A 24775-nucleotide genomic window follows, 5' to 3' on the forward strand; every position below is an offset into this window, starting at 1 on the left:
AGCTGCACAGCTAAACTGCGGGGAAAGCTACGAATGAGCTTTTCGCATTGTCCGCACTCGGCCGGCATCGGGTGGGAAGAATAGTAAAGAGTTACAATGAAGGGAGCTATGGCGAATTCATTGTAGTCTGAACTTGGCTAATCATCTTCTGTCGATAAAAATATTCCAGTAGCACATTGTAGGTCGAGAAAGTCATGGGAGTGGATAGTCTCGACCTCAGCTCGGCTAGCGATTGAACGCCTTCCATTAAGACATCTAGCTGGGCCACACTCGCGGAAGCGGCATTGAGTGGATGAGCGTTGATGTCGTGGCCTGCCGCCACAAGCAGGCTTGTCTCTTCCCGAAACAAGCGCAGATTGGCGTTGAGTTCATCGACTTGCTTCTTTTTTGTATAGCTCGCATCGCAAGTAAATTGTGCCGTCAACAAGGCGTTATACACATTTCTTAGCATCAGCCGCTCCTGGAGCGCGCCGTGGTCCAACAGAGTTACCGAGAGGCGCGTGATGTGCCGGTCTCGAAACTCCAATACCGTCCCGTCGCGGAAATGAATAGCGCCTACACTCCTCAAAATGCGTTCGTGTCGGAGTGCCTGTGCTTGAGATGCAAACAGGCCACCTGCAAAGTCGAGTAGCGCATCGCCCTGCGTGCCTGTCATGGCACCCCGGGTCAGCGCCTTAGCTTTGCACTCGACAAGGATGATGTTTTCCTCATCCTCGAACACGAAGTCACACTCGCTAGCACCTTTATCACCCAGATCGTAATGCGCATTCTCGCAACACGGTCTAAAGCCGTGCTTGGCGAATAGGTATTTTGTCAGCCGCTCCGCCGCTTCGCCTCTTAGGTGAGAGATTTCCTTAGCAGTCTTGTCGGCTTTCCAGGCTGCGAATGCGGCTTCGAACAGAGCTGGGCCAAGCACCGAAGCAGTGGGCAGAACGATATTGTTTCCTTTGAGCTGAATGAGTGGCTTGAAAATTATATCTGGCCCCTCCGTTCCGAACGGGGAACGATAGTTTTTATTGGGCTCTCCCTCTCTGTGTGCAAAGAACGGCAACATGGAGCTAAAGACGCGCTGCTCGAAGCTATTTTCAAGCAACTGGATCGGTACTACCTGAGTGCCCGGCCTGGCATGAACGCTAAGAACCTGGGCCAACTGGGCGGCATCTGCAATATCCCAACCGATCCGCTGCTTCATATCGGCATTGAAGCCGTCGCCGAAAAAGATGGTGAGAAACTGAGGAGTGAAGCTGAGATGCCACTGACGAAGAGAGAAGCAGTGATCATAGTGTGCGACCTCTCGTAGCCCATCCTCTAAGGATCGTGCATCTAATCCTAGAAACGTAAATTGCGAATAGGGTTCGAGGTCGAGCATCGCGACGAGATCACGTGCCAGGGACACAGCCTTCTCCCAAAAGGACTTTGCATTGCGTTCGTTGGATCCTCGTGCAGGTAGCTTAACGGCAATGTTATAGAGCAGCCCGATCGGAATCGCAGGGTGACGATAGCCAATGCCGTTGGTATATTTTCTGCTGAACAGGATTTGCTCATAGGCGTACTCTTGGGTCTCAAGTGCCACCTGCATAATTCTTTTCAGCGCATTCAGACAGCCCATGCGATGAAGGCATTTCCAAATTTCGCCGACGATATTTTCGATACTCGCAGGCCTCAGCTGGTATCGTCCCGAGCGAATTGAAATGGCGTAACCGAGCTGTTTGATCCGAGTCGCTGCATCTGCAACCGCTCTTGTGCGGGGGTTCGAGAATGGAAAGTGCTTTAGGACGGTAAAGGCACGGCCTATGGTCATTGCTTCCAACCAAGCTGATTCATGGTTGAGTGTCCGTACGAAGGCAGTGACGTCCGGAGAAGGGGCGGTGCTTGGCTGAACAGAACCAGATTGAATTCTCTTACCATCAGGTTTGGCAACTCCGGGCAGGCAAGCCGCAATGTTGTTAAGCGCCTCGGCAATCGGCTCACTTACGCCATCCAGTACGTTAGCCAAAAAAAAATGATTAGCAAGTGCGCACGGTACCAACTGTTTGGTCGGTATTTTCCAAGACTATTAATAAATCAAAGAGACGATCCGATGCCTGTTGAAGGCTTTGATAGTCTTTCAATGCCTCATGCGCTGCGCCTTCATCTCGCATCGGAACTGATGCGATGGAGTTCAGAAAAATCGTTCTTAGCTTTTCCACCTTATCGTCTATGTCCTGCATATGGGCTCCTCATACACGATGTTTCATAATGGGCGATTCCGTTAATTTAATCAGTTTCGTCCATTGGCTATGGCTGGGCATATTGAACTAGTTGCTCTATAACTTTCTTTCCGCCAGTTCAATATGAGCAGCAGTCCTCCCGCGAGGGTGAAGACATCGCCAGATTCGGCCGAGCAGTTCGTGTTCAACAGCCGCTCCGAACGTTAGAGGATATCGGAAAGCCAACGTGCTTCCCTGCAGGTTAACGTCATTTAGGGGATGTAAGTGCAAGAAAAATCTCGCGGCCGTTTTTATCTCCGCTACATCCTATCCCTAGTGAATGATGAGTGCGATAAAAAGATCATTAGGTAACGCGCGCCCGAGCATCTTGATTCAGGCTTCCATTCTTATGGGCTGACAGGGTCGCACAATGATGTTTGCAACCGGTTATTAGATGCTCGTTTCGTAGCGAAAAAAAAGATGGCCCCGCCTAAGCGGGGCCAGGAGCAACAGAAGCAGTTGATATACTGAATCGACAAACGATTTATATCGTTTCCGAATATCGGGTTGGTGCAATGCGTCTCTGCTTCAAACTGTTATCAGATCAGTAGATCAATACTTCCACATGATCTTCTGCAGTTCCTTGGGGTCGTTGGTCCTGGTCAGTGCCAGTTCGGCCAGGATGCGCGCCTTCTGGGCGTTCTGGTCGTCGGTCACTACCCAGTCGAACTTGTCGTCGGGCTGCTCGCCGTTGCGGATCACCACGCCGCTGCCGGTGCGCGAGGCGCGGATCACCTGCACGCCCTTGCTGCGCACTTCCTGCAAGACGGGCACGATCTGTTCGGCCACGCTGCCGTTGCCGGTGCCGTCATGGATGATGGCCTTGGCGCCGGCGGCGACGAAGGCGTCATAGGCGGTGCGGCTCACGTTGCCGTAGTTGTAGACGATGTCCACACGCGGCAGGCTGCTGATCTGGTCGATGTCGAACTCGGTCTGCGTGGTGTGCGGGCGGGCCGGCAGGCGGTAGAAGCTCAGCTTGTTTTCCACCACGTAGCCCAGCGGGCCGTAGGGCGAGCGGAAGGTCTCGACCTTGAAGGTGTTGCTCTTGGTGACGTCGCGGCCGGAATGGATTTCATCGTTCATCACCACCAGCGTGCCCTTGCCGGCGGCTTCCTTGCTGCCGGCCACCAGTACCGCGTCATACAGGTTCAGCGCACCGTCTGCACCCAGCGCGGTGCCCGGACGCATGGAGCCGACCACCACCACCGGCTTTTCGCTCTTGAGGACCAGGTTCAGGAAGTAGGCGGTCTCTTCGATGGTATCGGTGCCGTGGGTGATGACGATGCCATCCACGTCGCCCTGCTTCAGCAGTTCGGAGACGCGCTTGCCCAGCTTGATCAGGCGCTCGTTATTGAAGCTCTCGCTGCCGATCTGGAAGATCTGCTCGCCGCGCACATTGGCGATCTTGGAAATCTCCGGGACGGCTGCAATGATCTTGTCCACCGGCACCACGGCCGATTGATAGGCTGCAGTGTTGACGCTGGAGGCGCCTGCGCCGGCGATGGTGCCGCCGGTGCCGATGACGACCACGTTGGGCTTCTTGTCCTGGGCCTGTGCCGCGAAGGCGCAGGCCAGCGAGAGGATCAGGACGGCGCCGGTTTTCTTGAAGTGTGTCTGCTGCATTTTTATAGGTCTCCTGGTACGCGTGGGGTAGCGACGGGCGATCACGCTTCTGTTTCGTTTCTGATGCTTGTCTGCAAAGCGGATCGCGGGATGAGTTCGTACGGTGAGCATCGAACGTTGGCGATCATACGAAAGCGCTGCCGTGCTGTCTCATGCTTTTAAAACATGAGCGGATGCGCACTACGCATGAACTTGCCGACTGCCAATGCCGCCGGTGCCAGGCGAAAAAAAGGCCGCTTGCGCGGCCGGCTGACAAGGGTGTTGTCGGATGAGGAGCTAAAAGAACTCCACCGTATCGTTGGTGGTGATGCCGGAACGCAGCACGCCCGAATTGACCAGTTCCTGGTAATAGCAGATGCGGTTGCGGCCACTCTTCTTGGCGTGATACAGGGCCTGGTCGGCATGACCCAGGATCACCACCGGCGTCTCGCGGGCGATGTTGACGAAGCCCAGGCTGACGGTGACCTTGCCCACCTGCGGGAAATCGTATTCCTGCACGTTCTGGCGGAAGCGATCGAAGATCTTGCGGGCGTCCGAAAGCGTGGTGGCGCGTAGCAGGATCACGAATTCCTCGCCGCCGAAGCGGAAGATGCGGTCGTGCGCGCGGAACGAGGCGCGCAGGATGTTGGCCACCAGGATCAGCACTTCGTCGCCGTAGAGGTGGCCGTAGCGGTCATTGACCTGCTTGAAGTGATCGATGTCCACCACTGCCAGCCAATGGCCCTTGGGCTCGTCGTTGCTGTCGTGGCGACGCTCGTCCTTCTCCATCGAGTGTGCCTCGTGCGGGGCGATGGCGAAGGCGTAGCGGGTGAATTGTTCGTCGAAGGTCTTGCGGTTGAACAGTCCTGTGAGCGCATCGCGCTCGCTGTAGTCCAGCAGGCTCTGGTAATTGCAGTAGATGTGGAAGACGCCGTGGATCACTTCCATCGTCGCCGGTGCCAGCACGTGCTCGCTGCGCAGTTCCAGGCAGGAGTTCATCTTCCCGTGCAGCCACACCGGCAGCCACAGCACATGCGTGCCGTCGGACGTGGTTTCCTGGTATTCGTTCAGATGATTGCGGATGCAGGCCATCATGGCCGGACAGGAGGACAGGGCTTCCTTGGGATCGTCGTTGGTGTGCTCGGCGATGGTATGGACGATGCCGTCGCGGATGACCATCTTCTCTTGCACGTAGTGCTCGTCGCGCATGGTGAAGATTTCCAGCATGCGGATGCTTTGCACGCCGGTGAGCTGGTACAGCGCGGAGATGACCGAGATGGCCAGGCGGGAATGCTCCCGATGGGCCGTGATCTCTACCAGATGCTTGAGCAGCGGTTTTTTCATCTCGTCGTCGATGTCCTGCATGAGCCCATTGTTCTATGTATGGTCGGTACTCGGCTTGCGCTTGGTCCGCGAGGTCGGCAGCGGACGCTTACATGCGATCAATGAGTACGAGGCGAGTGTTGGCAGCAGCCGGTCGCAGTACCTCTCCCCGAGGAATGCGGCCCAGCCAGGATGCAAGAATCACGCCATGAAGCTAGCACGGAAGCAGAAAGATTTTACACGCTGGTGTGCGCTCGGATGAAGCAGTTTCTACAATTCATCATCGAAAAAACCTGTTTCATTTCCGTATGGAAATTTTGTGCTGCATTTGATTTTTGCTTACGTATGAGTTTGCGCGCCTTTTGACTTTCCGCTCCCCGGGTTCTTTCATGGCGCACCGCAGAGCCCCGCGGGGCGCGGGCTCACGGCGGATGGGGGCGAAGCTCGGCAGTAGGAAACCCAGCTCTCATTACGTGACAATCGCAGTCGACATTTTGCGAATCCACGATAAAAAAATCGCCGGTCAAATGGCCGGCGATTTCGTTTATATCATTTGCACATTGGCAGGCCTGTCCTGCCGTCGTTCTGTGCCTCAGGCATAGATGATCAGCAGCGCCACTGCGATGATGAGACCGAACTTGGTGATCTTGTAGACGGTCTTGTTCCAGTTCTTGAAGCGGCGGCGATATTGCCCGGCCAGCCAGACGAAACGGAACAGCTTGTTCACGCGTCCGGTCTGGTCGCCGGTTTCGTTGGGAGAGGCCGCAGCGGTCATCATGGTGCGACCGAGGAAGCCGTTGATGGCTTCTGCCCAGCGATAGCGCAGCGGACGCTCGACGTCGCAGAAGAGGATGATACGGTTCGTCTCGGAGCCGTTCTGTGCCCAGTGGATGAAGGTCTCGTCGAACACCACGCTCTGGCCGTCGCGCCAGCTGTAGCGCTGGCCGTCGACCTCGATGAAGCAGCGGTCGTCGTTGGGCGTGACCAGGCCCAGGTGATAGCGCAGCGAACCGGCGAAGGGATCGCGGTGCGGATTGAGCGTGCCGCCCGGTGCCAGTTCGGCAAACATCGCCGCCTTCACGCTGGGAATGCGCTTGAGGATTTCCACCGTCTTGGGGCAGAACTTTTCGGCCGACGGATGGCTGGCGTTGTACCACTTCAGGTAGAAACGCTTCCAGCCGGCCTTGAAGAAGGAGTTGAAGCCGGCATCGTCATTCTTTTCGGCGGCCTTGATCTTGGCCATTTCACGCAGGGCCACGGCCTCGTCGCGGATCACTTCCCAGTTCTGGTCGATGAGGGCCAGGTCCTGGAACTCCTTCACCGCGGGATACGGCACCGCCGGCACGCGCGAAAAGGCGTACATGAAGAGGTTGATCGGCGACATGATCGACGAGTGGTCGAAGAACTGGCGCAGGAAGGGCAGGCGCACGCGTCCACGGAAGTGAATGAACAGGATGGAAAAAATATAGATGAAGACTATTGCCCACTTCATTGCAGGGTCCTTTGATGTTGCCTGCCTTTCCAAGTGAAGGAAAATGCAGTGACGGATGTTCGTCCAGATGGGGTCGATTCGGGAAGGATCAACGGCAAAGGCAGCCGAAAGGCGCTAGATGCGTGCTGATGAGCTGAAATCCCCGAGGCTGCACAAACTGCGGCCAAGCCGCAGCGACGCAGAGCAAGCGGGGATTCTACACCAAGGGGAAGTTCATATTTGTAAGCGCCCCGGGCGGCTATATATGAATGTTCCTTCATGCCGGGGTGGCGATGCGCCAGATCAAATGCGCATGAAAAAAGGACCGGAAATTCCGGTCCTTTTGCGGGCAGGTGAAGCTTGGTGATCAGGCGGCCTGGGTTACCACCTGGCGTGCACGGTTCCAGCGCGGCAGGCCGGTGAAGGCGAAATCGATCTCCGGCACGCGGCCGGCGACGATCTCGGCGATGGCGCGGCCAGAGCCGCAACCCATGGTCCAGCCCAGGGTGCCGTGACCGGTGTTCAGATACAGGTTGGCGAACCTGGTCTTGCCCACGTAAGGCACGTTGGACGGGGTCAGCGGACGCAGGCCGGTCCAGTAGGTCGGGTTCTCGTAGTCGCAGCCATCGGGGAACAGCTCACGGGTGCGGCGGGTAATGGCCTCGCAGCGGGTGGTGTTGAGCTCGCGGCCATAGCCGTTGAGTTCGCAGGTCCCGGCCACGCGCAGGCGGTCGCCCAGACGCGAAACCACCAGCTTGTAGCCGTCGTCGGTGAGCGAGACGCTGGGCGCGGCATCCGGGTTGATGACCTTGTAGGTGGCCGAATAGCCCTTGCCCGGGTAGAGCAGCAGGTCGATGCCCAGCGGCTTGACCAGTTGCTGCGAGAAGCTGCCCATGGCGACCACGAAGGTATCGGCCGTCAGGACTTCATGGCGGCCATCCGGGTTGATGATCTCCACGCCGGTCACGCGGGCGGCGGCGCCGGCCCCTTCGGTGATCAGGCGGGTGATGGTGGTGGAATAACGGAATTCGACGCCGGCTTCCTCGCTCTTCTTGGCCAGGCCCGTGGTGAGCTTGAAGACGTCGCCCGATTCATCGGTGGCGGTGAAGTCGCCGCCGACGATCTTGTTGCGGATCGAGGCCAGTGCCGGCTCGATGCGGATCACTTCGTCGGCCCCGATGGACTCGCGCGGGCAGCCCAGGTCGCGCATCAGCTTGGCGGCCGGCAGGGAGTCCTGGAATTCCTTTTCTTCAGTGTAGAAGTGAAGGATGCCGCGGGTCAGGTGATCGTACTGGATACCGGTTTCGGCGCGCACCGCCTGCAGGGTCTGGCGGCTGTACTCGCACAGGGCGACGATGTTGCGGATGTTCTCGTCGGTGCGGGCGGCGGTGCATTCGCGCAGGAACGCCACGGCCCACTTCCATTGCAGCCATTCGGGGCGGAAGCGATAGAGCAGGGGGGCGTCTTCCTTGCCCAGCCACTTGAGCACCTTCATCGGTGCGGCCGGGTTGGCCCAGGGTTCGGCGTGCGACACCGAAATCTGGCAACCGTTGGCAAAGCTGGTTTCCTGCGCCGCGCCGGGCTGGCGTTCGATGACGGTGACGTCGTAGCCCTGCTTCTTCAGGAACCAGGCGGAAGCGGTTCCGATAATGCCTGCGCCCAATACGATCACTTTCATCCCACTCTCCCGGTTTTGCATGAACTTGCTGGTGTTTTTCGGACTTCACACCGCCATTGGACGATGCGAACAATGCAAGCATTGTAAGAAAAGCGTGATTGCCGATGTAATCAATACTGGGCAGAATTTTTGTGAATCAAAAGCCGAATGCAGATGGTTTATTCAAAATGAAAAGAAAAATCCATTCAGATTTACTTTTTTGAAGACGAGAAGCGCGCCATCTCTTCGGCCACGGCGCGCTCCACCGTTTCGGCCAGGGCGTCGCGCAGGCCTTCCCTGACGCGCTGCATCACGATATCGGAAAGATGGTCGAGCGCCAGCGCCATCTGGTCCTGCAGATGCTGGTGCAGCACGGTGTCGACGCGCTCCAGCAGGCTTTGCAGGACGTTTTCGCGAATTTCCTGTTCCCACTGGCGGTACTGCTCGGCCGCCGGCGTGACCGGAGGCGGCGGGGTGGGCGGGGCCATGGGCGACATCACGGGCGTTGCAGCCGCGGGCGCCTGATAGTGGGTGGCCGCAGGTTGGGTGTGAAAGGCGCCCGGTTGCATCGGTGCGGCGTAATCCAGCGCAGCCGGGGCAGCCGGTGCCAGCGGGATGACCTCGGTCAGGAGGGGAATGCTGTTGTCGTCGTGGTTCATGTCTGGAGCGTGGGGCTCAGGCCGCCACATGGTGCGACAGCGGATAGCCGCGTTCCTTGTAGAAACGGTAGCGGTCGCGGCCGGCGGCCTTGTCGGCGTCGTCGGCGGAAATGATTTCCAGCAGGCGTTCGAAACGGGCGAAATGGGCCGGCGTATCGGTGCCGAGATTGATCAGTATCTGGTGATGCGGCAATTCGGCGGCATCGTCGCCGGTGAGGATGATGGGCGTCTGCGCCGCCAGCGGATCACCGGCCATCACATGTGGCAGGAAATCCTGCTCGGAAAAGCTCCAGAGCGCCTGGTCCAGTTGCTGCAGTTCGGCGCGGTCGGGACTGCGCAGCACCAGCATGGCGCCGGACGCACGCGCTTTGCGCACCAGTCGGCAGACGTAGGCGATCTTTTGCGGGACGTTGCTGTGGAAATCGATTCGGGTCATCCCGCCAGTATAGTGGCTCGCGCTGCAGCATGCCATCCGGGGCGGCGGCCAGGCCAAAGAAAAACGGCCCGCCACCGGGGCGGGCCGTGCTGGCCGTCTTGCGAAGCCGTTCGTCAGCGACTCAGGCCGCCATGCCACTATGCCGCAGCAAGGCATCGATGCTGGGCTCGCGGCCACGGAAGGCCTTGAAGGACTCGATGGCCGGGCGGGAGCCGCCGACGGCCAGGATTTCCTGCTGGAAGCGACGTCCGGTTTCCAGCGAAATCACGTTGCCACCGGTCACCGCAGCTTCTTCAAAGGCGCTGTAGGCGTCGGCAGACAGCACCTCGGCCCACTTGTAGCTGTAGTAACCGGCTGCATAGCCGCCCGCAAAGATGTGCGAGAACGAATGCTGGAAGCGGTTGAACTCGGGCGGGCGGATCACGGCGATGCGGTCGCGCACGCTGTCGAGCAGTTGCTGCACGCTCTGGCTGCCACCGACTTCATATTCATGGTGGATCAGCATGTCGAACAACGAGAACTCCACCTGGCGCAGCATCTGCAGGCCGGACTGGAAGTTCTTGGCGGCGATCATCTTGTCGTACAGCGCACGGGGCAGCGGTTCGCCGGTCTCGGCGTGGGATGTCAGCTGCTGCAGCACGTCCCATTCCCAGCAGAAGTTTTCCATGAACTGCGAGGGCAGTTCCACCGCGTCCCATTCCACGCCGGAGATGCCGGAGACACCCACTTCATCGACTTGCGTGAGCATGTGATGCAGGCCGTGGCCGAACTCGTGGAACAGGGTGATCACTTCGTCATGGGTGAACAGGGCCGGCTTGGCCACGCCATCGACCACCGCCGGTTCGGTGAAGTTGCAGACCAGATAGGCGATCGGGGTCTGCACGCCTTGCGCGGTGAGGCGGCGGGCGCGGGCGTCATCCATCCAGGCGCCGCCACGCTTGCCGGAGCGGGCATACAGGTCGAGATAGAACTGGCCGACCAGCTGGCCGTCGCGTTCGATGCGGAAGAACTTCACGTCCTTGTGCCAGACCGGGGCCGTATCGGGCTTGATCTGCACGCCGAACAGTTGCTGTGCGACCTGGAACAGGCCGCCCACCACCTTGGGCTCGGGGAAATATTGCTTCACTTCCTGCTCGGAGAAAGCGTAGCGCTGTTCGCGCAGCTTTTCCGAGGCATAGGTGCTGTCCCAGGCCTTCAGCTCTTCCAGGCCCAGTTTTTCGCGGGCGAAGGTCTTCAGTTCTTCGTAATCCTTCTGGCCGAAAGGGCGGGCGCGCTGGCCCAGGTCTTCCAGGAAGGCGATCACTTCCGAGGGCGACTTGGCCATCTTGGCCACCAGCGAGACCTCGGCGAAATTGGCGTAACCCAGCAATTGCGCTTCTTCCTTGCGCAGCTGCAGGATCTGGTCGATGTTGCCGCTGTTGTCCCATTCCGGCTTGGCGCCCAGCTCGGAGGCCTTGGTGGCGTTGGCGCGGTAGATCTTCTCGCGCAGGGCGCGGTTGTCGGCGTATTGCAGCACCGGGAAATAGGACGGGAAGTGCAGCGTGAACTTGTAGCCGGGCTTGCCATCCTTCTCGGCCGCGGCGCGGGCGGCCTGCTTGACGTCGGCCGGCAGGCCGGAGAGTTCGGCTTCGTCCTCGACGAAGAGGCCGAAGTCATTGGTGGCGTCCAGCACGTTTTCCGAGAAGCGGGTGGTCAGCATGGCCTGCTTTTCCTGGATCTCGGCGAAGCGTTCCTTCTTCTCTTCCGGCAGTTCGGCGCCGGAAAGGCGGAAATCGCGCACCGCATTGTCCACCACCTTGCGCCGTGCGGCCGACAGGGAGGCGAAGGCCGGGCTGGCCTGCAGCGCCTTGTACTTCTCGAACAGCGCCAGGTTCTGGCCCAGCGAGGTCCAGAATTCCACCAGGCGCGGCTGGTTCTCGTTGTAGGTGGCGCGCAGGGCCGGAGTATCCATGACCGAGTTCAGGTGGCCCACCACGCTCCAGGCGCGGCCCAGTTTTTCGGTGGCGGACTCCAGCGGTTCGACGAAATTGTCCCAGGTGACCTCGGCCATCGGCGCTTCCAGTTCGGTGACCAGGCGGCTGGCATCGGCCAGCAGCTTGTCCAGGGCCGGGGTGACGTGCTCGGCGGCGATGGCGTCGAACTGGGCGTAGCCCGAGAAGTCGAGCAGGGGATTGACGGCGATGTCGGTGGTGGTCATGGATTCTCGTTTCTCTGAAGCCTCCCGCCGGCGTGGCGCCCTCGGGAGGTGATGCGGTTTTAGGTACGTTCTGCGGCTTCGATGGTGTTGACCAGCAACATGGTGATGGTCATCGGACCCACGCCACCCGGCACCGGGGTGATCCAGCCGGCGACTTCGCGGGCATTGGCGAAATCGACGTCGCCGCACAGCTTGCCGTTGTCATCGCGGTTCATGCCGACGTCGATGACGACGGCGCCGGGCTTGACCATGTCGGCGGTGACGATGTTGCGCTTGCCGGTGGCGACCACCAGGATGTCGGCCTGGCGGGTGTGGTGGCCCAGGTCACGGGTCTTGGAATTACAGATAGTGACGGTGGCGCCGGCTTGCAAGAGCAACATGGCCTGCGGCTTGCCGACGATGTTGGAGGCGCCCACCACCACGGCATTGGCGCCGCGGACCGGATAGTCGATGGATTCCAGCATCTTCATCACGCCATAAGGGGTGCAGGGGCGGAACAGCGGCTGGCCCGTCATCAGGAGGCCGGCATTGCTGACGTGGAAACCGTCCACGTCCTTTTCCGGCGCGATGGCTTCGATCACCTTGTGCGAATCGATGTGGGCCGGCAGCGGCAGTTGCACCAGGATGCCGTTGATCTTGGGGTCCTGGTTGAGGGCGTCGATGCGGGCCAGGAGTTCGGCTTCCGTCATCGTGGCTTCATATTTTTCCAGCACGGAGTGAAGACCATTGTCCTGGCAGGCCTTGACCTTGTTGCGCACGTAGACCTGGGAAGCCGGGCTGTCGCCCACCAGGATCACGGCCAGGCCGGGTTGCTTGCCTTGGGCGGTGAGGGCGGCGGCGCGCTTGGCGACATCGGCGCGCAGTTGTTGGGAGAGCAGGTTTCCGTCGATCAGTTGGGCAGACATGGCAATGAAGGCAAAAAAGGCAGGGCTAGGAAGAAAGCTCCCGGGCGAGCCGGGGCGACTGGGGCGCGGTGCGCCGGAACCCGTGATTATAAAGCCAGGCCGGGGACGGAGTGACATGCGCGCTGCTGGTCGCATGTTGTTTGTTTTGAAATAAAAGCCGATGGTTTTGGGCGACAATCGCTTTTGGGGCAGCGTACGACGGGAATGTTCAATTTCGGTTATGCTCCCGCAACCAAACGCAGCAGCCTCACCGCAGCAGCCTCACAGTTCCCCCTTTAGTTACAAGGATTTGCGCATGACCGATCTCCTCACCCGCCGCCTGCAACAGCTTTCCCAGCCGCAACATCTTGCGTTGCTGAGTCAGGGCTTGCGCGGTGTGGAGCGGGAGACGCTGCGGGTGGACGAGCAGGGCAATCTGGCCCGCACGCCGCATCCGCCGGCGCTGGGTTCGGCCCTCACCAATGATCTGATCACCACCGACTATTCGGAATCGCTGCTGGAGTTCATCACCCCGGCCATGCCCGACATCGCCGATGCGCTGCAGCGCCTGGATGAAATCCATCGCTTCGCCTATACCAAGCTGGACGGTGAACTGCTGTGGAATGCCTCCATGCCCTGCGTGCTGCCGCCGGAAGACGAGATTCCCATCGGCTGGTATGGCAGTTCCCACATCGGCATGTTGAAGCATGTCTACCGGCGCGGCCTGGCGCTGCGCTATGGCCGCACCATGCAATGCATCGCCGGTATTCACTACAATTTCTCGGTGAGTGAAGACCTGTGGGAAGTGCTGCGCGACGAGGACGACACCGTCGACCCCACGCTGTCGCGCCGGGATTACCAGTCCGAGCGCTATATCGCCCTGATCCGCAACTTCCGTCGCTACAGCTGGCTGCTGATGTATCTGTTCGGTGCCTCGCCGGCGGTGGCCACCAACTTCCTGCGCGGTCGTGCGCACCAGCTGGAGACGCTGTCCGAGGACACGCTCTTCCTGCCCTACGGCACCAGCCTGCGCATGAGCGACCTGGGTTACCAGAACCACGCCCAGGCCAACATCACGCCGCACTACAACAACCTGCCGGCCTACATCCGTAGCCTCTCGCATGCGGTCAGCGAACCGTATCCGCCCTATGAAGCCATCGGCACCAAGCGCGATGGCGAGTGGGTGCAGATCAATACCAACATCCTGCAGATCGAAAACGAGTTCTACTCTTCGATCCGCCCCAAGCGCGTCATCAACAGCGGCGAACGCCCGGTGCAGGCCTTGTCGGCGCGTGGTGTGCAGTATGTGGAAGTGCGCTGCATGGACATCGATCCCTTCAACCCGCTGGGCATCGGCCTGGAGGCAGCGCGTTTCCTGGATGTGTTCCTGCATTTCCTGGCGCTGGAATCGAGCTGCCTGACTTCGGACGAGGAGGGCGTGGAAAACCGCGCCAACTTCCTCGCCACCGTCAAGGAAGGCCGTCGTCCCGGCCTGCACCTGCAGTTCAAGGGCGAATCCATCCTGCTCAAGGACTGGGGCGAGCAACTGCTGGACCGCATGGCACCGGTAGCCGAACTGCTGGATCGCCAACTGGGCGGCAGCCAGCATCGCGACAGCCTGGCCGTGCAGCGCGGCAAGCTGGCCGATCCCGATGCCACCCCGTCGGCCCAGGTGCTGCGTGAAATCCGCGCCGCCGGCAACTCCTTCCCCGGTTTCACCCTGGCCAACAGCCGCCGCCAGGCCGAGCAGCTGCGCGCCCGGCCGCTGTCGGCCGCCAAGACGGCTGACTTCGTGGCCATCGCCCAGGCCTCGCTGGATGCGCAGCGCGACATCGAGCGCACCCAGATCGGCGACTTCGATACCTTCGTCGCCGCCTATCGCGCCAGTACGCTGGGCAATATTGCGATCTGATCGCGTCACCAGGGAGCGCCATCTGCCAGCCGCATCCGTTGGCGCCATCTGCAGCCGGCCCTGAACATCCCTTCATTTATATAGTGAAAGTTCTGCAGCCAGCGTCAGCGGCTGCAGAAAGATCGCCTGTGCCTGTGGACAGTATCACGGGCCTTGCATTGTCTTCCAGGCATGAAATTTCCTTCGCGACAACACCGCCAGACCTGACTTTACGGGCGGTCCAGGGGCGTTTGCGGCATTGCAAACAGGGCAAGAAAACCGCGCTCACAGAGCGATACAGTAAAAATACGCGGTCCGCAAAGCGCCTATTCATGCCGCTTTGCAGCATATTTTCGCATTATGAAATCGATTATCGTAATTTGAAAATCGAAAATTCCCTGATAAAATTCGTCGTCCACACGGCTGGAAGACCGTACATTTAAGCCTGTTCCGCCTCCAAAGCCTTGCCCCACGGGCCGGGAAGGGTTGTAGCACAGGCAACGGAATGGTCTTCCTGCATCACTTGCCGGCGGCAGCGTACCGAATGAACCGACCGACCCGCCAGGTCTATCCGACCGGACGGATCTCTCAACAACCAGGAGACATGACATGTCAGCCCAAATCGATCAAGTTCTGGCGCAGGCCGCCAACGATCCCGATGTGATGGAAACCCAGGAGTGGCTCGACGCCCTCGAAGCAGTGATCGAAAAGGAAGGCCCGGATCGCGCCCACTACCTGATGGAACGCATGGTCGATCTGGCCCGCCGTCGTGGTGCCCATATTCCCTTCTCCAGCAATACCGCCTACGTCAACACCATTCCGGCCGACCAGGGCGAGCACTGCCCGGGCAACCTGGAATACGAAGAGCGCCTGCGCTCCTGGATGCGCTGGAACGCCATGGCCATGGTGGTCAAGGCCAACCGCGTGGACGGCGACCTGGGTGGTCACCTGTCTTCCTTCGCCTCGCTGGCCAACATGCTGGGCATCGGTTTCAATCACTTCTGGCACGCTCCGACTGAAGATCACGGCGGCGACCTGCTCTACATCCAGGGTCACTCCTCGCCCGGCATCTATGCACGCGCCTTCCTGGAAGGCCGCCTGTCCGAAGACCAGCTGATCCACTTCCGCCGCGAAGCCGATGGTCACGGTCTGTCGTCCTACCCGCACCCCAAGCTGATGCCGGAATTCTGGCAGTTCCCGACCGTCTCCATGGGCCTGGGCCCCTTGATGGCGATCTACCAGGCGCGCTTCCTGAAGTACCTGCATGCCCGTGGCATCGCCAAGACCGACAACCGCAAGGTCTGGGCCTTCTGCGGCGACGGTGAGATGGACGAACCGGAATCGATGGGCGCCATCGGCATGGCCGGTCGTGAAAAACTGAACAACCTGGTCATCGTGGTGAACTGCAACCTGCAGCGCCTGGACGGCCCGGTGCGCGGCAACGGCAAGATCATCCAGGAACTGGAGTCCGACTTCCGTGGCGCCGGCTGGAACGTGGTCAAGGTCATCTGGGGCAGCGGCTGGGACGAGCTGCTGGCTAAGGACAAGGACGGCATCCTGCAGAAGGTGATGATGGAAACCGTCGACGGCGAGTACCAGAACTACAAGGCCAAGGACGGCGCCTTCGTGCGCAAGCACTTCTTCGGCAAGCATCCCAAGCTGCTGGAAATGGTCTCCAAGATGTCGGACGACGATATCTGGCGCCTCACCCGTGGCGGTCACGACCCGCACAAGATCTACGCCGCCTTCAAGGTCGCGCAGGACTCCAAGGACCAGCCCACCGTGATCCTGGCCAAGTCCATCAAGGGCTATGGCTTCGGCAAGGCCGGCGAAGCGCGCAACACCGCGCACAACACCAAGAAGCTGGACGACGAAGCCATCCGCGCCATGCGCGACCGCTTCCAGCTGCCGATCTCGGACGCCGAGCTGCCCAGCATCCCGTTCTTCAAGCCGGCCGACGACACCCCGGAAATGCAGTACCTGCACGAGCGCCGCAAGGCCCTGGGCGGCTACCTGCCGCAACGTCGCCCGCACGCTGACGAAAAGCTGCCGGTGCCGGAACTGTCGGCCTTCCAGGCCATGCTGGAGCCGACCGCCGAAGGTCGTGAAATCTCCACCACCGCTGCCTACTCCCGCGTGCTGACCGCGCTGCTGCGCGACCCCAACCTGGGCCCGCGCGTGGTGCCCATCATGGTCGACGAGTCCCGTACCTTCGGTATGGAAGGCCTGTTCCGCCAGATCGGCATCTTCAGCCAGGTCGGCCAGCTGTACGAACCGGTCGACAAGGACCAGGTCATGTACTACCGCGAAGACAAGGCCGGCCAGATCCTGCAGGAAGGCATCAACGAAGCCGGTGGCATGAGCTCGTGGATCGCTGCGGCGACCTCGTACTCGACCAACAACCGCGTGATGATCCCGTTCTACACCTACTACTCCATGTTTGGTCTGCAGCGTATCGGCGACCTGGCATGGGCAGCCGGTGACATGCGCGCCCGTGGCTTCCTGATCGGCGGCACCGCCGGTCGTACCACCCTGAACGGTGAAGGTCTGCAGCACGAAGACGGCCACAGCCACGTGTTCGCCTCGGCCATCCCGAACTGCATCCCCTACGACCCGACCTTCGCCCACGAAGTCGCCGTGATCATCCATGACGGCCTGCGCCGCATGGTGGCCAACCAGGAAGACGTGTTCTACTACATCACCGTGATGAACGAGAACTACGCCCACCCGGGTATCAAGGCAGGCCAGGAAGAGGGCATCTTGAAGGGCCTGTACCTGTTGAACGAAGGCGGCAAGGAAAACAAGCTGCGCGTGCAACTGCTGGGCTCCGGCACCATCCTGCGCGAAGTCATCGCCGCCGCCGAACTGCTGCGCGACGACTGGAAGGTCGACGCCGACGTCTGGTCCGCACCTTCCTTCACCCTCCTGGCCCGCGAAGGCCAGGACGTGGAACGCTGGAACATGCTGCACCCGGCCGACACCGCCAAGAAGAGCTACTTCGAGCAATCGCTGGAAGGTACCGAAGGCCCGATCGTGGTCTCCACCGACTACATGCGCACCTACGCCGAGCAGGTCCGCGCCTTCGTGCCCAAGGGCCGCTCCTACAAGGTGCTGGGCACCGACGGCTACGGTCGTTCGGACACCCGCGCCAAGCTGCGCGAGTTCTTCGAGGTGAACCGCCACTTCGTCACCGTGGCTGCCCTGAAGTCGCTGGCCGATGAAGGCAAGATCAAGCCCGAAGTGGTGGCCCAGGCCATCGCCAAGTACGGCATCGATCCCAACAAGCCCAACCCGGTGACCGTGTAAGGACCGCCCGACCGACCATCCCCGCCTCAGCCTGCTGATCGCGGGGATGTGTCGTGTCCGGCACTGCCACAAAAACGGGAAGGGCCGCAGCCAGATCGCTTAAGATGCAATGGCTTTGCGGCAGCACCTTCCCTACTGCGAATATCCCTCCCGGCCCTGGGCCTGGGAACAGAACAACGGAGCGCATCAGATGAGTCAAGTCGAAGTAAAAGTCCCGGACATCGGCGATTTCAAGGAAGTCGAAGTCATTGAGGTGATGGTCAAGGTCGGCGATACCATCAAGGTCGATCAGTCCCTGATCACCGTCGAATCCGACAAGGCCAGCATGGAAATCCCCTCCACCCAGGCGGGCGTGGTCAAGGAAATCAAGGTCAAGGTCGGCGACAAGGTCGCCGAAGGTTCGTTGCTGCTGATCGTCGAAGGCGAGGGCGCTGCTGCAGCCCCGCAAGCCGCCGCCCCGCAAGCGGCTGCCGCTGCGCCGGCTGCCGCCCAGGCCTCCGCCCCCGCACCCGCGCCAGCCGCTGCGGCTCCTGCGGCGGCTGCCGCCGGTGGTACCGTCGAGATCGAAGTCCCCGACATCGGCGACTTCAAGGAAGTGGAAGTCATCGAAGTCATGGTCAAGGTCGGCGATACCGTCAAGGCCGAGCAGTCCTTGCTGACCGTGGAATCCGACAAGGCCAGCATGGAGATTCCCTCCAGCCACGCCGGCGTGATCAAGGAACTGAAGGTCAAGCTGGGTGACAAGGTCGCCAAGGGCAGCATCATCGCCACCATCGAAGCCGTCGGTGGCGCACCTGCTGCACCTGCTGCTGCTGCTGCACCTGCCGCCGCTGCTGCACCTGCCCCTGCCGCGCCCGCAGCGTCGGCCCCGGCTGCTGCTGCGCCGGCTGCCGCCGCACCCGCCATCGCCACCGCTTCGGCCACCAGCACCGGCGGCAAGGCCCACGCCTCGCCGTCCGTGCGCAAGTTCGCCCGCGAACTGGGCGTGGACCTGTCGCGCGTGCCGGCTACCGGCCCCAAGGGCCGCATCCTGCAGATCGACGTGCAGAACTTCGTCAAGGGCGTCATGGCCGGTTCCACCTCGGTGGCCGCCGCACCCGCCACCAATGGCAGCGGTACCGGCATGAACCTGCTGCCGTGGCCGTCGCTGGACTTCAGCAAGTTCGGCGAGACCGAACTGCTGGCGCTGTCGCGCATCAAGAAGATCAGCGGCCCCAACCTGCATCGCAACTGGGTGATGATCCCGCACGTGACGCAGTTCGACGAAGCCGACGTCACCGAGCTGGAAGAATTCCGCAAGACCTCCAACGACGCCTTCGCCAAGTCCAAGTCGCCGGTCAAGCTGACCATGCTGGCCTTTGTGATCAAGGCCAGCGTCTCGGCGCTGAAGAAATTCCCGGCCTTCAATTCCTCGCTGGATGCCAAGGGCGAGAACCTGATCCTCAAGAAGTTCTACAACATCGGCTTCGCCGCCGATACCCCGAACGGTCTGGTGGTTCCGGTCATCAAGAATGCCGACCAGAAGAGCATCGGCCAGATCGCCATCGAAATGGGCGAACTGTCCGCGCAAGCCCGTGACGGCAAGTTGAAGCCGGCCGACATGCAAGGCGCGACCTTCACCATCTCCTCGCTGGGTGGCATTGGCGGCACCGCCTTCACGCCCATCATCAATGCGCCGGAAGTGGCGATCCTGGGCCTGTCCAAGTCCATCATCAAGCCGGTATGGGACGGCAAGCAGTTCGCCCCGCGCCTGATGCTGCCGACCTCGCTGTCCTATGACCACCGCGTCATCGACGGCGCCATGGGCGCGCGCTTCTCGGCCTACCTGGCCGAGGTGCTGGGTGACCTGCGCAAGTCGCTGCTGTAAGCCGCCACTAGCGAACCACAGAACATTACGGAGCCAGGACAATGAGTCTCTCTGAAGTCAAGGTCCCCGATATCGGGGATTTCAAGGAAGTCGAAGTCATCGAGGTGATGGTCAAGGTCGGCGACACCATCAAGGTCGATCAGTCCCTGATCACCGTCGAGTCCGACAAGGCCAGCATGGAAATCCCGTCTTCCTCGGCCGGCGTGGTCAAGGAAGTCAAGGTCAAGGTCGGTGACAAGGTCGCCGAAGGCTCGCTGCTGTTGCTGGTGGAAGCCAGCGGCGAAGCTGCCGCAGCGCCGGCGCCTGCAGCCGCGCCTGCACCGGCTGCTGCAGCTCCAGCCGCTCCTGCTGCCCCCGCAGCCGCTCCGGCCGCTGCCAGCTTCGGCGGCAGCGCCGACGTGCAGTGCGACGTCATGGTGCTCGGTGGTGGCCCCGGTGGCTACTCGGCCGCCTTCCGTGCCGCCGACCTGGGCCTGAACACGGTCATCGTCGAGCGCGAAGCTACCCTGGGTGGCGTCTGCCTGAACGTCGGTTGCATTCCCTCCAAGGCCCTGCTGCACGTGGCCGCCGTGATCGACGAGACCGCCGCCATGGCCTCGCACGGTGTCACCTTCGGCAAGCCCGAGATCGACATCGACAAGCTGCGCGGCTACAAGGACAAGGTCATCGGCACCATGACCGGTGGCCTGGCCGGCATGGCCAAGGCACGCAAGGTGGCGGTGGTCAATGGTGACGGCCAGTTCGCCGGCCCCAACCACATCGAAGTGACCGCCGCTGACGGCAGCAAGAAGGTGGTGCAGTTCAAGCACGCCATCATCGCCGCCGGTTCCTCGGTGGTGAACCTGCCGTTCGTACCGCAGGATCCGCGCATCGTCGACTCCACCGGCGCGCTGGAACTGCGCCAGGTGCCCAAGCGCATGCTGGTCATCGGTGGCGGCATCATCGGCCTGGAAATGGCCACCGTCTATTCCACCCTGGGCGCGCGCATCGACGTGGTCGAGATGATGGACGGCCTGATGCAGGGCGCTGATCGCGACATGGTCAAGGTCTGGCAGAAGTTCAACGAAAAGCGCTTCGACAACGTCATGGTCAAGACCAAGACGGTGGCCGTGGAAGCCCTGGCCGAAGGCATCAAGGTGACGTTCGAAGCCGCCGAAGCCGGCGCCACCGCCCCCGAGCCGCAACTGTACGATCTGGTGCTGGTGGCCGTGGGCCGCAGCCCCAACGGCAAGAAGGTCTCGGCCGACAAGGCCGGCGTGATCGTGGGTGATCGCGGCTTCATCCCGGTGGACAAGCAGATGCGCACCAACGTCCCGCACATCTTCGCCATCGGCGACTTGGTGGGCCAGCCCATGCTGGCGCACAAGGCCGTGCATGAAGGCCACGTGGCTGCTGAAGCGATTGCCGGCGAGAAGAGCTTCTTCGACGCCAGCGTCATCCCCTCGGTGGCCTACACCGATCCGGAAGTGGCATGGGTCGGCGTGACCGAAGATGAAGCCAAGGCAAAGGGCATCAAGATCGAGAAGGGCCACTTCCCGTGGGCCGCCTCCGGTCGTGCCGTGGCCAATGGCCGTTCGGAAGGTTTCACCAAGCTGCTCTTCGATGCCGAGACGCACCGCATCATCGGCGGCGGCATCGTCGGCACCCATGCCGGCGACATGATCGGCGAAGTAGCCCTGGCCATCGAGATGGGCGCGGACGCCGTGGATATCGGCAAGACCATCCACCCGCACCCGACCCTGGGCGAGTCCCTGGGCATGGCCGCGGAAGTGGCCGAAGGCCATTGCACGGACTTGCCGCCGCAGCGCAAGAAGTAAAACCGGTGACAGCAGGCTTTTGCCGTTGCCCTCGGGCGACGGCATCGCTGCCAACCCAGAACCCCACATCCGGAAGGATGTGGGGTTTTGTTTTTGGGTGATCGAAGAACATCAAGAGACACGATTTCCTTTTTGTGCCTGACTGGTTAAACCAGCAAGAGCCCAAGCGCCTGCACTAGAATCTTTCGCTTACCGCAGCGCAACCTGGCAGGTGGCCCATCTTGGTCAATATCGTTGAAATTCTTGATCGTTCCTCACAAGGAATGACACGCCCCTTCCTCTACAAGGATGAGTAGGGCCGGCGCAATTCGATGTCGATGCGGCACGGCGGATACTGCAGGGTTTTGATCAACCGGATTTTTGGAACACGGCACCATGAACTACGTCTGCCAATACGCTATCGTCAGGTTCCTGCCCTACGCGGAGACGGGAGAATTCGCCAATGTAGGCATCGTTCTGCATTGCGCGCAGAACGGCGAATTCCAGTTCAGGCTGATGAGCAGGGTCAGGCGCATCACTGCATTCTTTGAAGAATTGGATGTGACGGTCTATCGCCGTGCGCGCAAGGAACTGAGCGATGAACTCACGCGTGTGGAGCAACTTTTTCAGACCCATCCCCAGCGCAAGGAATCGGAATTCGGTCGTCAGCTGTTCCTTGAACTGACCCGTCCGCGCGAAGCCATGCTGCGCTTCGATAAGCCACGGGTGCTAATGGCACAGGACGTCGGCCAGAAATTCGAAGAACTCTACAACTTCTATATCGGTCGTAATTTCGTGACCCGCGAGTATCAGGAAAAGCTGATCGAAAAGGAGGTCCGTAGCGCGCTTCGGCAGGCCAATCTGATCGGTCACTATCGTGAACAGGTATTGGGCGATCGGAGCTATCACGCCAGATTCCCCTTCGTGTGCAGTACCGATGGCATGCCGATGGCCGTCATCAAGCCCCTGCATCTGGGCCAGGATGAACCGACCCAGATCTACGATCATGGCTGGGAATGGGTCGGCAAGGTACGCAAGCTGCGGCAGCAGGCTTTCCTTCCGGCACAGGTCTTGTTCGCAGTGCAGGGACCTCAGGCGGGAAGTCCAGAATGCGATCAGGTCTTCGAGGAGATTTCCGCAGAGTTGCAGGCGCAGCAGGTGGAGGTCGTCGACCATCGCGAGGTCGCACGCATCATCGCGTTTGCGGGTCAGGTCGCCTGAGGCATCCAGTCTCGGCTGCCAGTTGAAGGCGGACCATCCGGTCCGCCTTTTTCATGGGGCGCTGGGTCTGGATGGCACTTCGCAGCGAACACCACCTGAATCAGCCTAGAGCAACTTCCCCGGATTCATGATCAGGTTGGGATCGAAGGCCTGCTTGATGCGCAGCATCAGCTCCATCTCCAGCGGCGACTTGTAGTGCTGCAGCTCGTCGCGCCGCAACTGTCCCACGCCATGCTCGGCGCTGATGCTGCCCTGCATGCCGGTGACCAGGTCGTGCACCAGGCGGTTCAGCTGCAGCGTGGCCTGCTTGACGTCTTCATAGGTGGAGGACAGCGGGATCATCACGTTGAAATGCAGGTTGCCATCGCCCAGGTGGCCGAAGTTGATGATCTGCGCGGCCAGGCCGCAATCGTCGATGAGCGCCTCGGCCTGCGCCACGAAGCCGGCGATGGCCGAGATCGGCAGGGCGATGTCGTGCTTGATGACCTTGCCGGCGCGTACCTGTGCCTGCGAGATGCCTTCGCGGATTTTCCACAAGGCTGCGGCCTGCGTGCCGCTGGTGCAGAACATCGCATCGCTGATCGTTTCGTCCTCCAGGGCCTGGCCCAGTACTTCTTCCAGCATCGCCTGCAGGCCCAGGTCTTCGGTATCGGCCAGTTCGATCAGGGCGTTGTAGGGCGTCGCCTGGGCTAGCGGGGCGCGGGTGTCGGTGACGTGCTGCAGCACCAGCGCCAGCGAGGCGGCCGACATCATTTCAAAGGCCACCAGACGGTCGCCGCAACGGGCACGGGTGCGCGCCAGCAGCTCGGCCAGTTGTGCCGGCGAGTCGGCACCGACCCAGGCAGTGGCGCGGGCGTGTGGCTGCGAGAAGAGCTTCAGCACCGCGCCGGTGATCACGCCCAGCGTGCCTTCCGAGCCGATGAAGAGATCGCGCAGGTCGTAGCCGGTATTGTCCTTGCGCAGGCCGCGCAGGCCGTTCCAGATGCGCCCGTCAGGCAAGACCACTTCCAGCCCCAGGGCCAGTTCGCGCATGTTGCCAAAGCGCAGCACGGCAATGCCGCCGGCATTGGTGGCGAGATTGCCGCCGACCGTGCAGCTGCCCTCGGCACCCAGGCTCAGCGGGAAATAGCGTCCCGCGTCGCGTGCCGCCTCCTGCGCATGCGCCAGGATCACACCGGCATCCACGGTCATGGTGTTGTTGATGGGATCGACCTCGCGCACACGGTTCATGCGGGTGGTGGAGAGGATCACTTGCGCGCCGCTGTCGTCCGGCGTGGCACCACCGCTCATGCCGGTGTTGCCACCCTGGGTCACGATGGGGGTGTGGGTGAGATGGCACAGCCGCACCACCTCGGCGGTCTGCGCCGTGTCGGCCGGACGCACCACCACCGCCACGCGGCCCTGCCACTTGCCGAGCCAGTCCTTGAGATAGGGTGCCTGGGCCTCGGCCTCGGTGACCAGTCCGGCATCGCCGACGATGGCGTGCAGCTGGCGGATCAGTTCCTGGGTGTTCTCGCTCATGTCAGTCCTCATGCTCCATGCCAGTTCATCTTGATGCGGCCAATGGCCATGGCCGCAGCGGCCTGGCTGGGTTCGACCACGGGCAGGCCCAGCGCCTGCTGCAGCGGATCGCGATAGGCCGCCATGCCGGCGCAGCCCATGACGATGACATCGGCACCATGTTCGTCGCGCAGGCGGCGGCCGACCTCGGTCATGCGCGCCAGGGTGCGTTCGTATTGGGCCAGTTCGGTCACGTTCAGGCCGATGGCCAGCTCGCCGGCCAGTCGTGCCTGCACCCCCATGGCGCCATAGGCGCGCAGATGGCGCGGGATCGAGCCCGGCAGGATGGCGATCACGCCAAAGCGCTGGCCCAGCGTCAGGGCGGTCAGCACGCCGCTTTCCATGATGCCCAGCACTGGGACGTCCACCGCCTCGCGCACCGCATGCAGGCCGGGATCGGAGTAGCAGGCGATCACGAAGGCTGCTGCCCGGGGACGCAAGGAGCGCGCCAGCGCCACCAGTTGCGGTGCCACGCTGTCCACGTCCTGCTGGGTCTGGATGCCGGGTGGCCCCGACTGCAGCGACAGGCATTCGATGGCCGGTCCGCCTGCCATGCGCAGCGGCGCCATGGCGGCGTCGATGCCGCGCGTGACGGCGGCCGTACTATTGGGATTGATGATGAACAGGGCAGGGCCGTCGGCGGGGGCAATGGACAT

The 24775-nt window shown here is 61.3% G+C and carries 17 protein-coding genes; 5 read left to right on the forward strand and 12 right to left on the reverse strand.

Going from position 1 to position 24775, the window contains the following annotated elements:
* Positions 1–106: 106 nt before the first annotated feature.
* The 10 genes from HBH1_RS01610 to folD all read right to left on the reverse strand — a co-directional run bounded on the left by HBH1_RS01610 (position 107) and on the right by folD (position 12499).
* The gene (locus HBH1_RS01610; protein ID WP_146012806.1) at positions 107–1996 is read right to left on the reverse strand and encodes a hypothetical protein; all 1890 of its coding nucleotides are present in this window, start codon (positions 1994–1996) and stop codon (positions 107–109) included.
* A gap of 10 nt (positions 1997–2006) precedes the next feature.
* Positions 2007–2210, reverse strand: a complete 204-nt coding sequence (locus HBH1_RS01615; protein WP_102661325.1) for a hypothetical protein — start codon at positions 2208–2210, stop codon at positions 2007–2009.
* Positions 2211–2801: 591 nt separating this feature from the next.
* Positions 2802–3872: an asparaginase gene (locus HBH1_RS01620; protein ID WP_102661326.1), complete on the reverse strand. Its 1071-nt coding sequence runs from the start codon at positions 3870–3872 to the stop codon at positions 2802–2804.
* 276 nt (positions 3873–4148) lie between these two features.
* On the reverse strand, positions 4149–5216 hold the full coding sequence (locus HBH1_RS01625; RefSeq protein ID WP_182994266.1) for a GGDEF domain-containing protein: 1068 nt from the start codon (positions 5214–5216) through the stop codon (positions 4149–4151).
* 550 nt (positions 5217–5766) lie between these two features.
* Positions 5767–6666 (reverse strand): lipid A hydroxylase LpxO, encoded by a 900-nt coding sequence (lpxO, locus tag HBH1_RS01630; RefSeq protein ID WP_006465312.1) that lies wholly within the window; start codon positions 6664–6666, stop codon positions 5767–5769.
* Between the two features lie 346 nt (positions 6667–7012).
* Positions 7013–8323, reverse strand: coding sequence for a D-amino acid dehydrogenase (locus tag HBH1_RS01635; protein ID WP_006465311.1), 1311 nt, complete (start codon positions 8321–8323; stop codon positions 7013–7015).
* Positions 8324–8514: 191 nt separating this feature from the next.
* On the reverse strand, positions 8515–8961 hold the full coding sequence (locus HBH1_RS01640) for a hypothetical protein (protein WP_102661327.1): 447 nt from the start codon (positions 8959–8961) through the stop codon (positions 8515–8517).
* A gap of 16 nt (positions 8962–8977) precedes the next feature.
* Complete coding sequence (locus tag HBH1_RS01645) at positions 8978–9397, reverse strand: DNA polymerase III subunit chi (RefSeq protein WP_006465309.1); 420 nt, start codon at positions 9395–9397, stop codon at positions 8978–8980.
* A gap of 121 nt (positions 9398–9518) precedes the next feature.
* A complete protein-coding gene (locus tag HBH1_RS01650) occupies positions 9519–11594 on the reverse strand; it encodes a M3 family metallopeptidase (RefSeq protein WP_102661328.1) in 2076 nt (691 codons plus the stop codon).
* Positions 11595–11653: 59 nt separating this feature from the next.
* A complete protein-coding gene (gene folD, locus HBH1_RS01655; protein WP_077237849.1) occupies positions 11654–12499 on the reverse strand; it encodes a bifunctional methylenetetrahydrofolate dehydrogenase/methenyltetrahydrofolate cyclohydrolase FolD in 846 nt (281 codons plus the stop codon).
* A gap of 295 nt (positions 12500–12794) precedes the next feature.
* Here folD and gshA point away from each other — a divergent pair, with 295 nt between their 5' ends.
* From gshA to HBH1_RS01685, 5 genes are all read left to right on the forward strand, one after another.
* Positions 12795–14390, forward strand: a complete 1596-nt coding sequence (gene gshA, locus HBH1_RS01660) for a glutamate--cysteine ligase (protein ID WP_102661329.1) — start codon at positions 12795–12797, stop codon at positions 14388–14390.
* A 588-nt stretch (positions 14391–14978) separates the two neighbouring features.
* Entirely contained in the window at positions 14979–17675 is a 2697-nt protein-coding gene (gene aceE, locus HBH1_RS01670) for a pyruvate dehydrogenase (acetyl-transferring), homodimeric type (RefSeq protein ID WP_006465305.1), read from the forward strand.
* Between the two features lie 190 nt (positions 17676–17865).
* A complete protein-coding gene (gene aceF, locus HBH1_RS01675) occupies positions 17866–19542 on the forward strand; it encodes a dihydrolipoyllysine-residue acetyltransferase (RefSeq protein WP_102661331.1) in 1677 nt (558 codons plus the stop codon).
* A gap of 41 nt (positions 19543–19583) precedes the next feature.
* Complete coding sequence (gene lpdA / locus HBH1_RS01680; protein WP_102661332.1) at positions 19584–21359, forward strand: dihydrolipoyl dehydrogenase; 1776 nt, start codon at positions 19584–19586, stop codon at positions 21357–21359.
* Positions 21360–21734: 375 nt separating this feature from the next.
* A complete protein-coding gene (locus tag HBH1_RS01685; protein ID WP_102661333.1) occupies positions 21735–22559 on the forward strand; it encodes a DUF3037 domain-containing protein in 825 nt (274 codons plus the stop codon).
* A gap of 105 nt (positions 22560–22664) precedes the next feature.
* On the opposite strand, the gene HBH1_RS01690 is transcribed toward HBH1_RS01685, so the two are convergent.
* Together HBH1_RS01690 and HBH1_RS01695 are read right to left on the reverse strand one after the other, a co-directional pair.
* On the reverse strand, positions 22665–24080 hold the full coding sequence (locus tag HBH1_RS01690) for an FAD-binding oxidoreductase (protein ID WP_102661334.1): 1416 nt from the start codon (positions 24078–24080) through the stop codon (positions 22665–22667).
* An 8-nt stretch (positions 24081–24088) separates the two neighbouring features.
* The gene (locus tag HBH1_RS01695) at positions 24089–24775 is read right to left on the reverse strand and encodes an aspartate/glutamate racemase family protein (protein WP_102661335.1); all 687 of its coding nucleotides are present in this window, start codon (positions 24773–24775) and stop codon (positions 24089–24091) included.

The organism is Herbaspirillum sp. BH-1 (genome assembly GCF_002870055.1).
GTDB lineage: Bacteria > Pseudomonadota > Gammaproteobacteria > Burkholderiales > Burkholderiaceae_D > Herbaspirillum > Herbaspirillum frisingense.

What these genes read in the sequence shown, in the direction of transcription:
- HBH1_RS01615 (WP_102661325.1), bottom strand. Translation starts at nt 2,210, where the DNA reads ATGCAGGACATAGACGATAAGGTGGAAAAGCTAAGAACGATTTTTCTG.
- HBH1_RS01620 (WP_102661326.1), bottom strand. Translation starts at nt 3,872, where the DNA reads ATGCAGCAGACACACTTCAAGAAAACCGGCGCCGTCCTGATCCTCTCG.
- HBH1_RS01625 (WP_182994266.1), bottom strand. Translation starts at nt 5,216, where the DNA reads ATGCAGGACATCGACGACGAGATGAAAAAACCGCTGCTCAAGCATCTG.
- lpxO (WP_006465312.1), bottom strand. Translation starts at nt 6,666, where the DNA reads ATGAAGTGGGCAATAGTCTTCATCTATATTTTTTCCATCCTGTTCATT.
- HBH1_RS01635 (WP_006465311.1), bottom strand. Translation starts at nt 8,323, where the DNA reads ATGAAAGTGATCGTATTGGGCGCAGGCATTATCGGAACCGCTTCCGCC.
- HBH1_RS01640 (WP_102661327.1), bottom strand. Translation starts at nt 8,961, where the DNA reads ATGAACCACGACGACAACAGCATTCCCCTCCTGACCGAGGTCATCCCG.
- HBH1_RS01645 (WP_006465309.1), bottom strand. Translation starts at nt 9,397, where the DNA reads ATGACCCGAATCGATTTCCACAGCAACGTCCCGCAAAAGATCGCCTAC.
- HBH1_RS01650 (WP_102661328.1), bottom strand. Translation starts at nt 11,594, where the DNA reads ATGACCACCACCGACATCGCCGTCAATCCCCTGCTCGACTTCTCGGGC.
- folD (WP_077237849.1), bottom strand. Translation starts at nt 12,499, where the DNA reads ATGTCTGCCCAACTGATCGACGGAAACCTGCTCTCCCAACAACTGCGC.
- gshA (WP_102661329.1), top strand. Translation starts at nt 12,795, where the DNA reads ATGACCGATCTCCTCACCCGCCGCCTGCAACAGCTTTCCCAGCCGCAA.
- aceE (WP_006465305.1), top strand. Translation starts at nt 14,979, where the DNA reads ATGTCAGCCCAAATCGATCAAGTTCTGGCGCAGGCCGCCAACGATCCC.
- aceF (WP_102661331.1), top strand. Translation starts at nt 17,866, where the DNA reads ATGAGTCAAGTCGAAGTAAAAGTCCCGGACATCGGCGATTTCAAGGAA.
- lpdA (WP_102661332.1), top strand. Translation starts at nt 19,584, where the DNA reads ATGAGTCTCTCTGAAGTCAAGGTCCCCGATATCGGGGATTTCAAGGAA.
- HBH1_RS01685 (WP_102661333.1), top strand. Translation starts at nt 21,735, where the DNA reads ATGAACTACGTCTGCCAATACGCTATCGTCAGGTTCCTGCCCTACGCG.
- HBH1_RS01690 (WP_102661334.1), bottom strand. Translation starts at nt 24,080, where the DNA reads ATGAGCGAGAACACCCAGGAACTGATCCGCCAGCTGCACGCCATCGTC.
- HBH1_RS01695 (WP_102661335.1), bottom strand. Translation starts at nt 24,775, where the DNA reads ATGTCCATTGCCCCCGCCGACGGCCCTGCCCTGTTCATCATCAATCCC.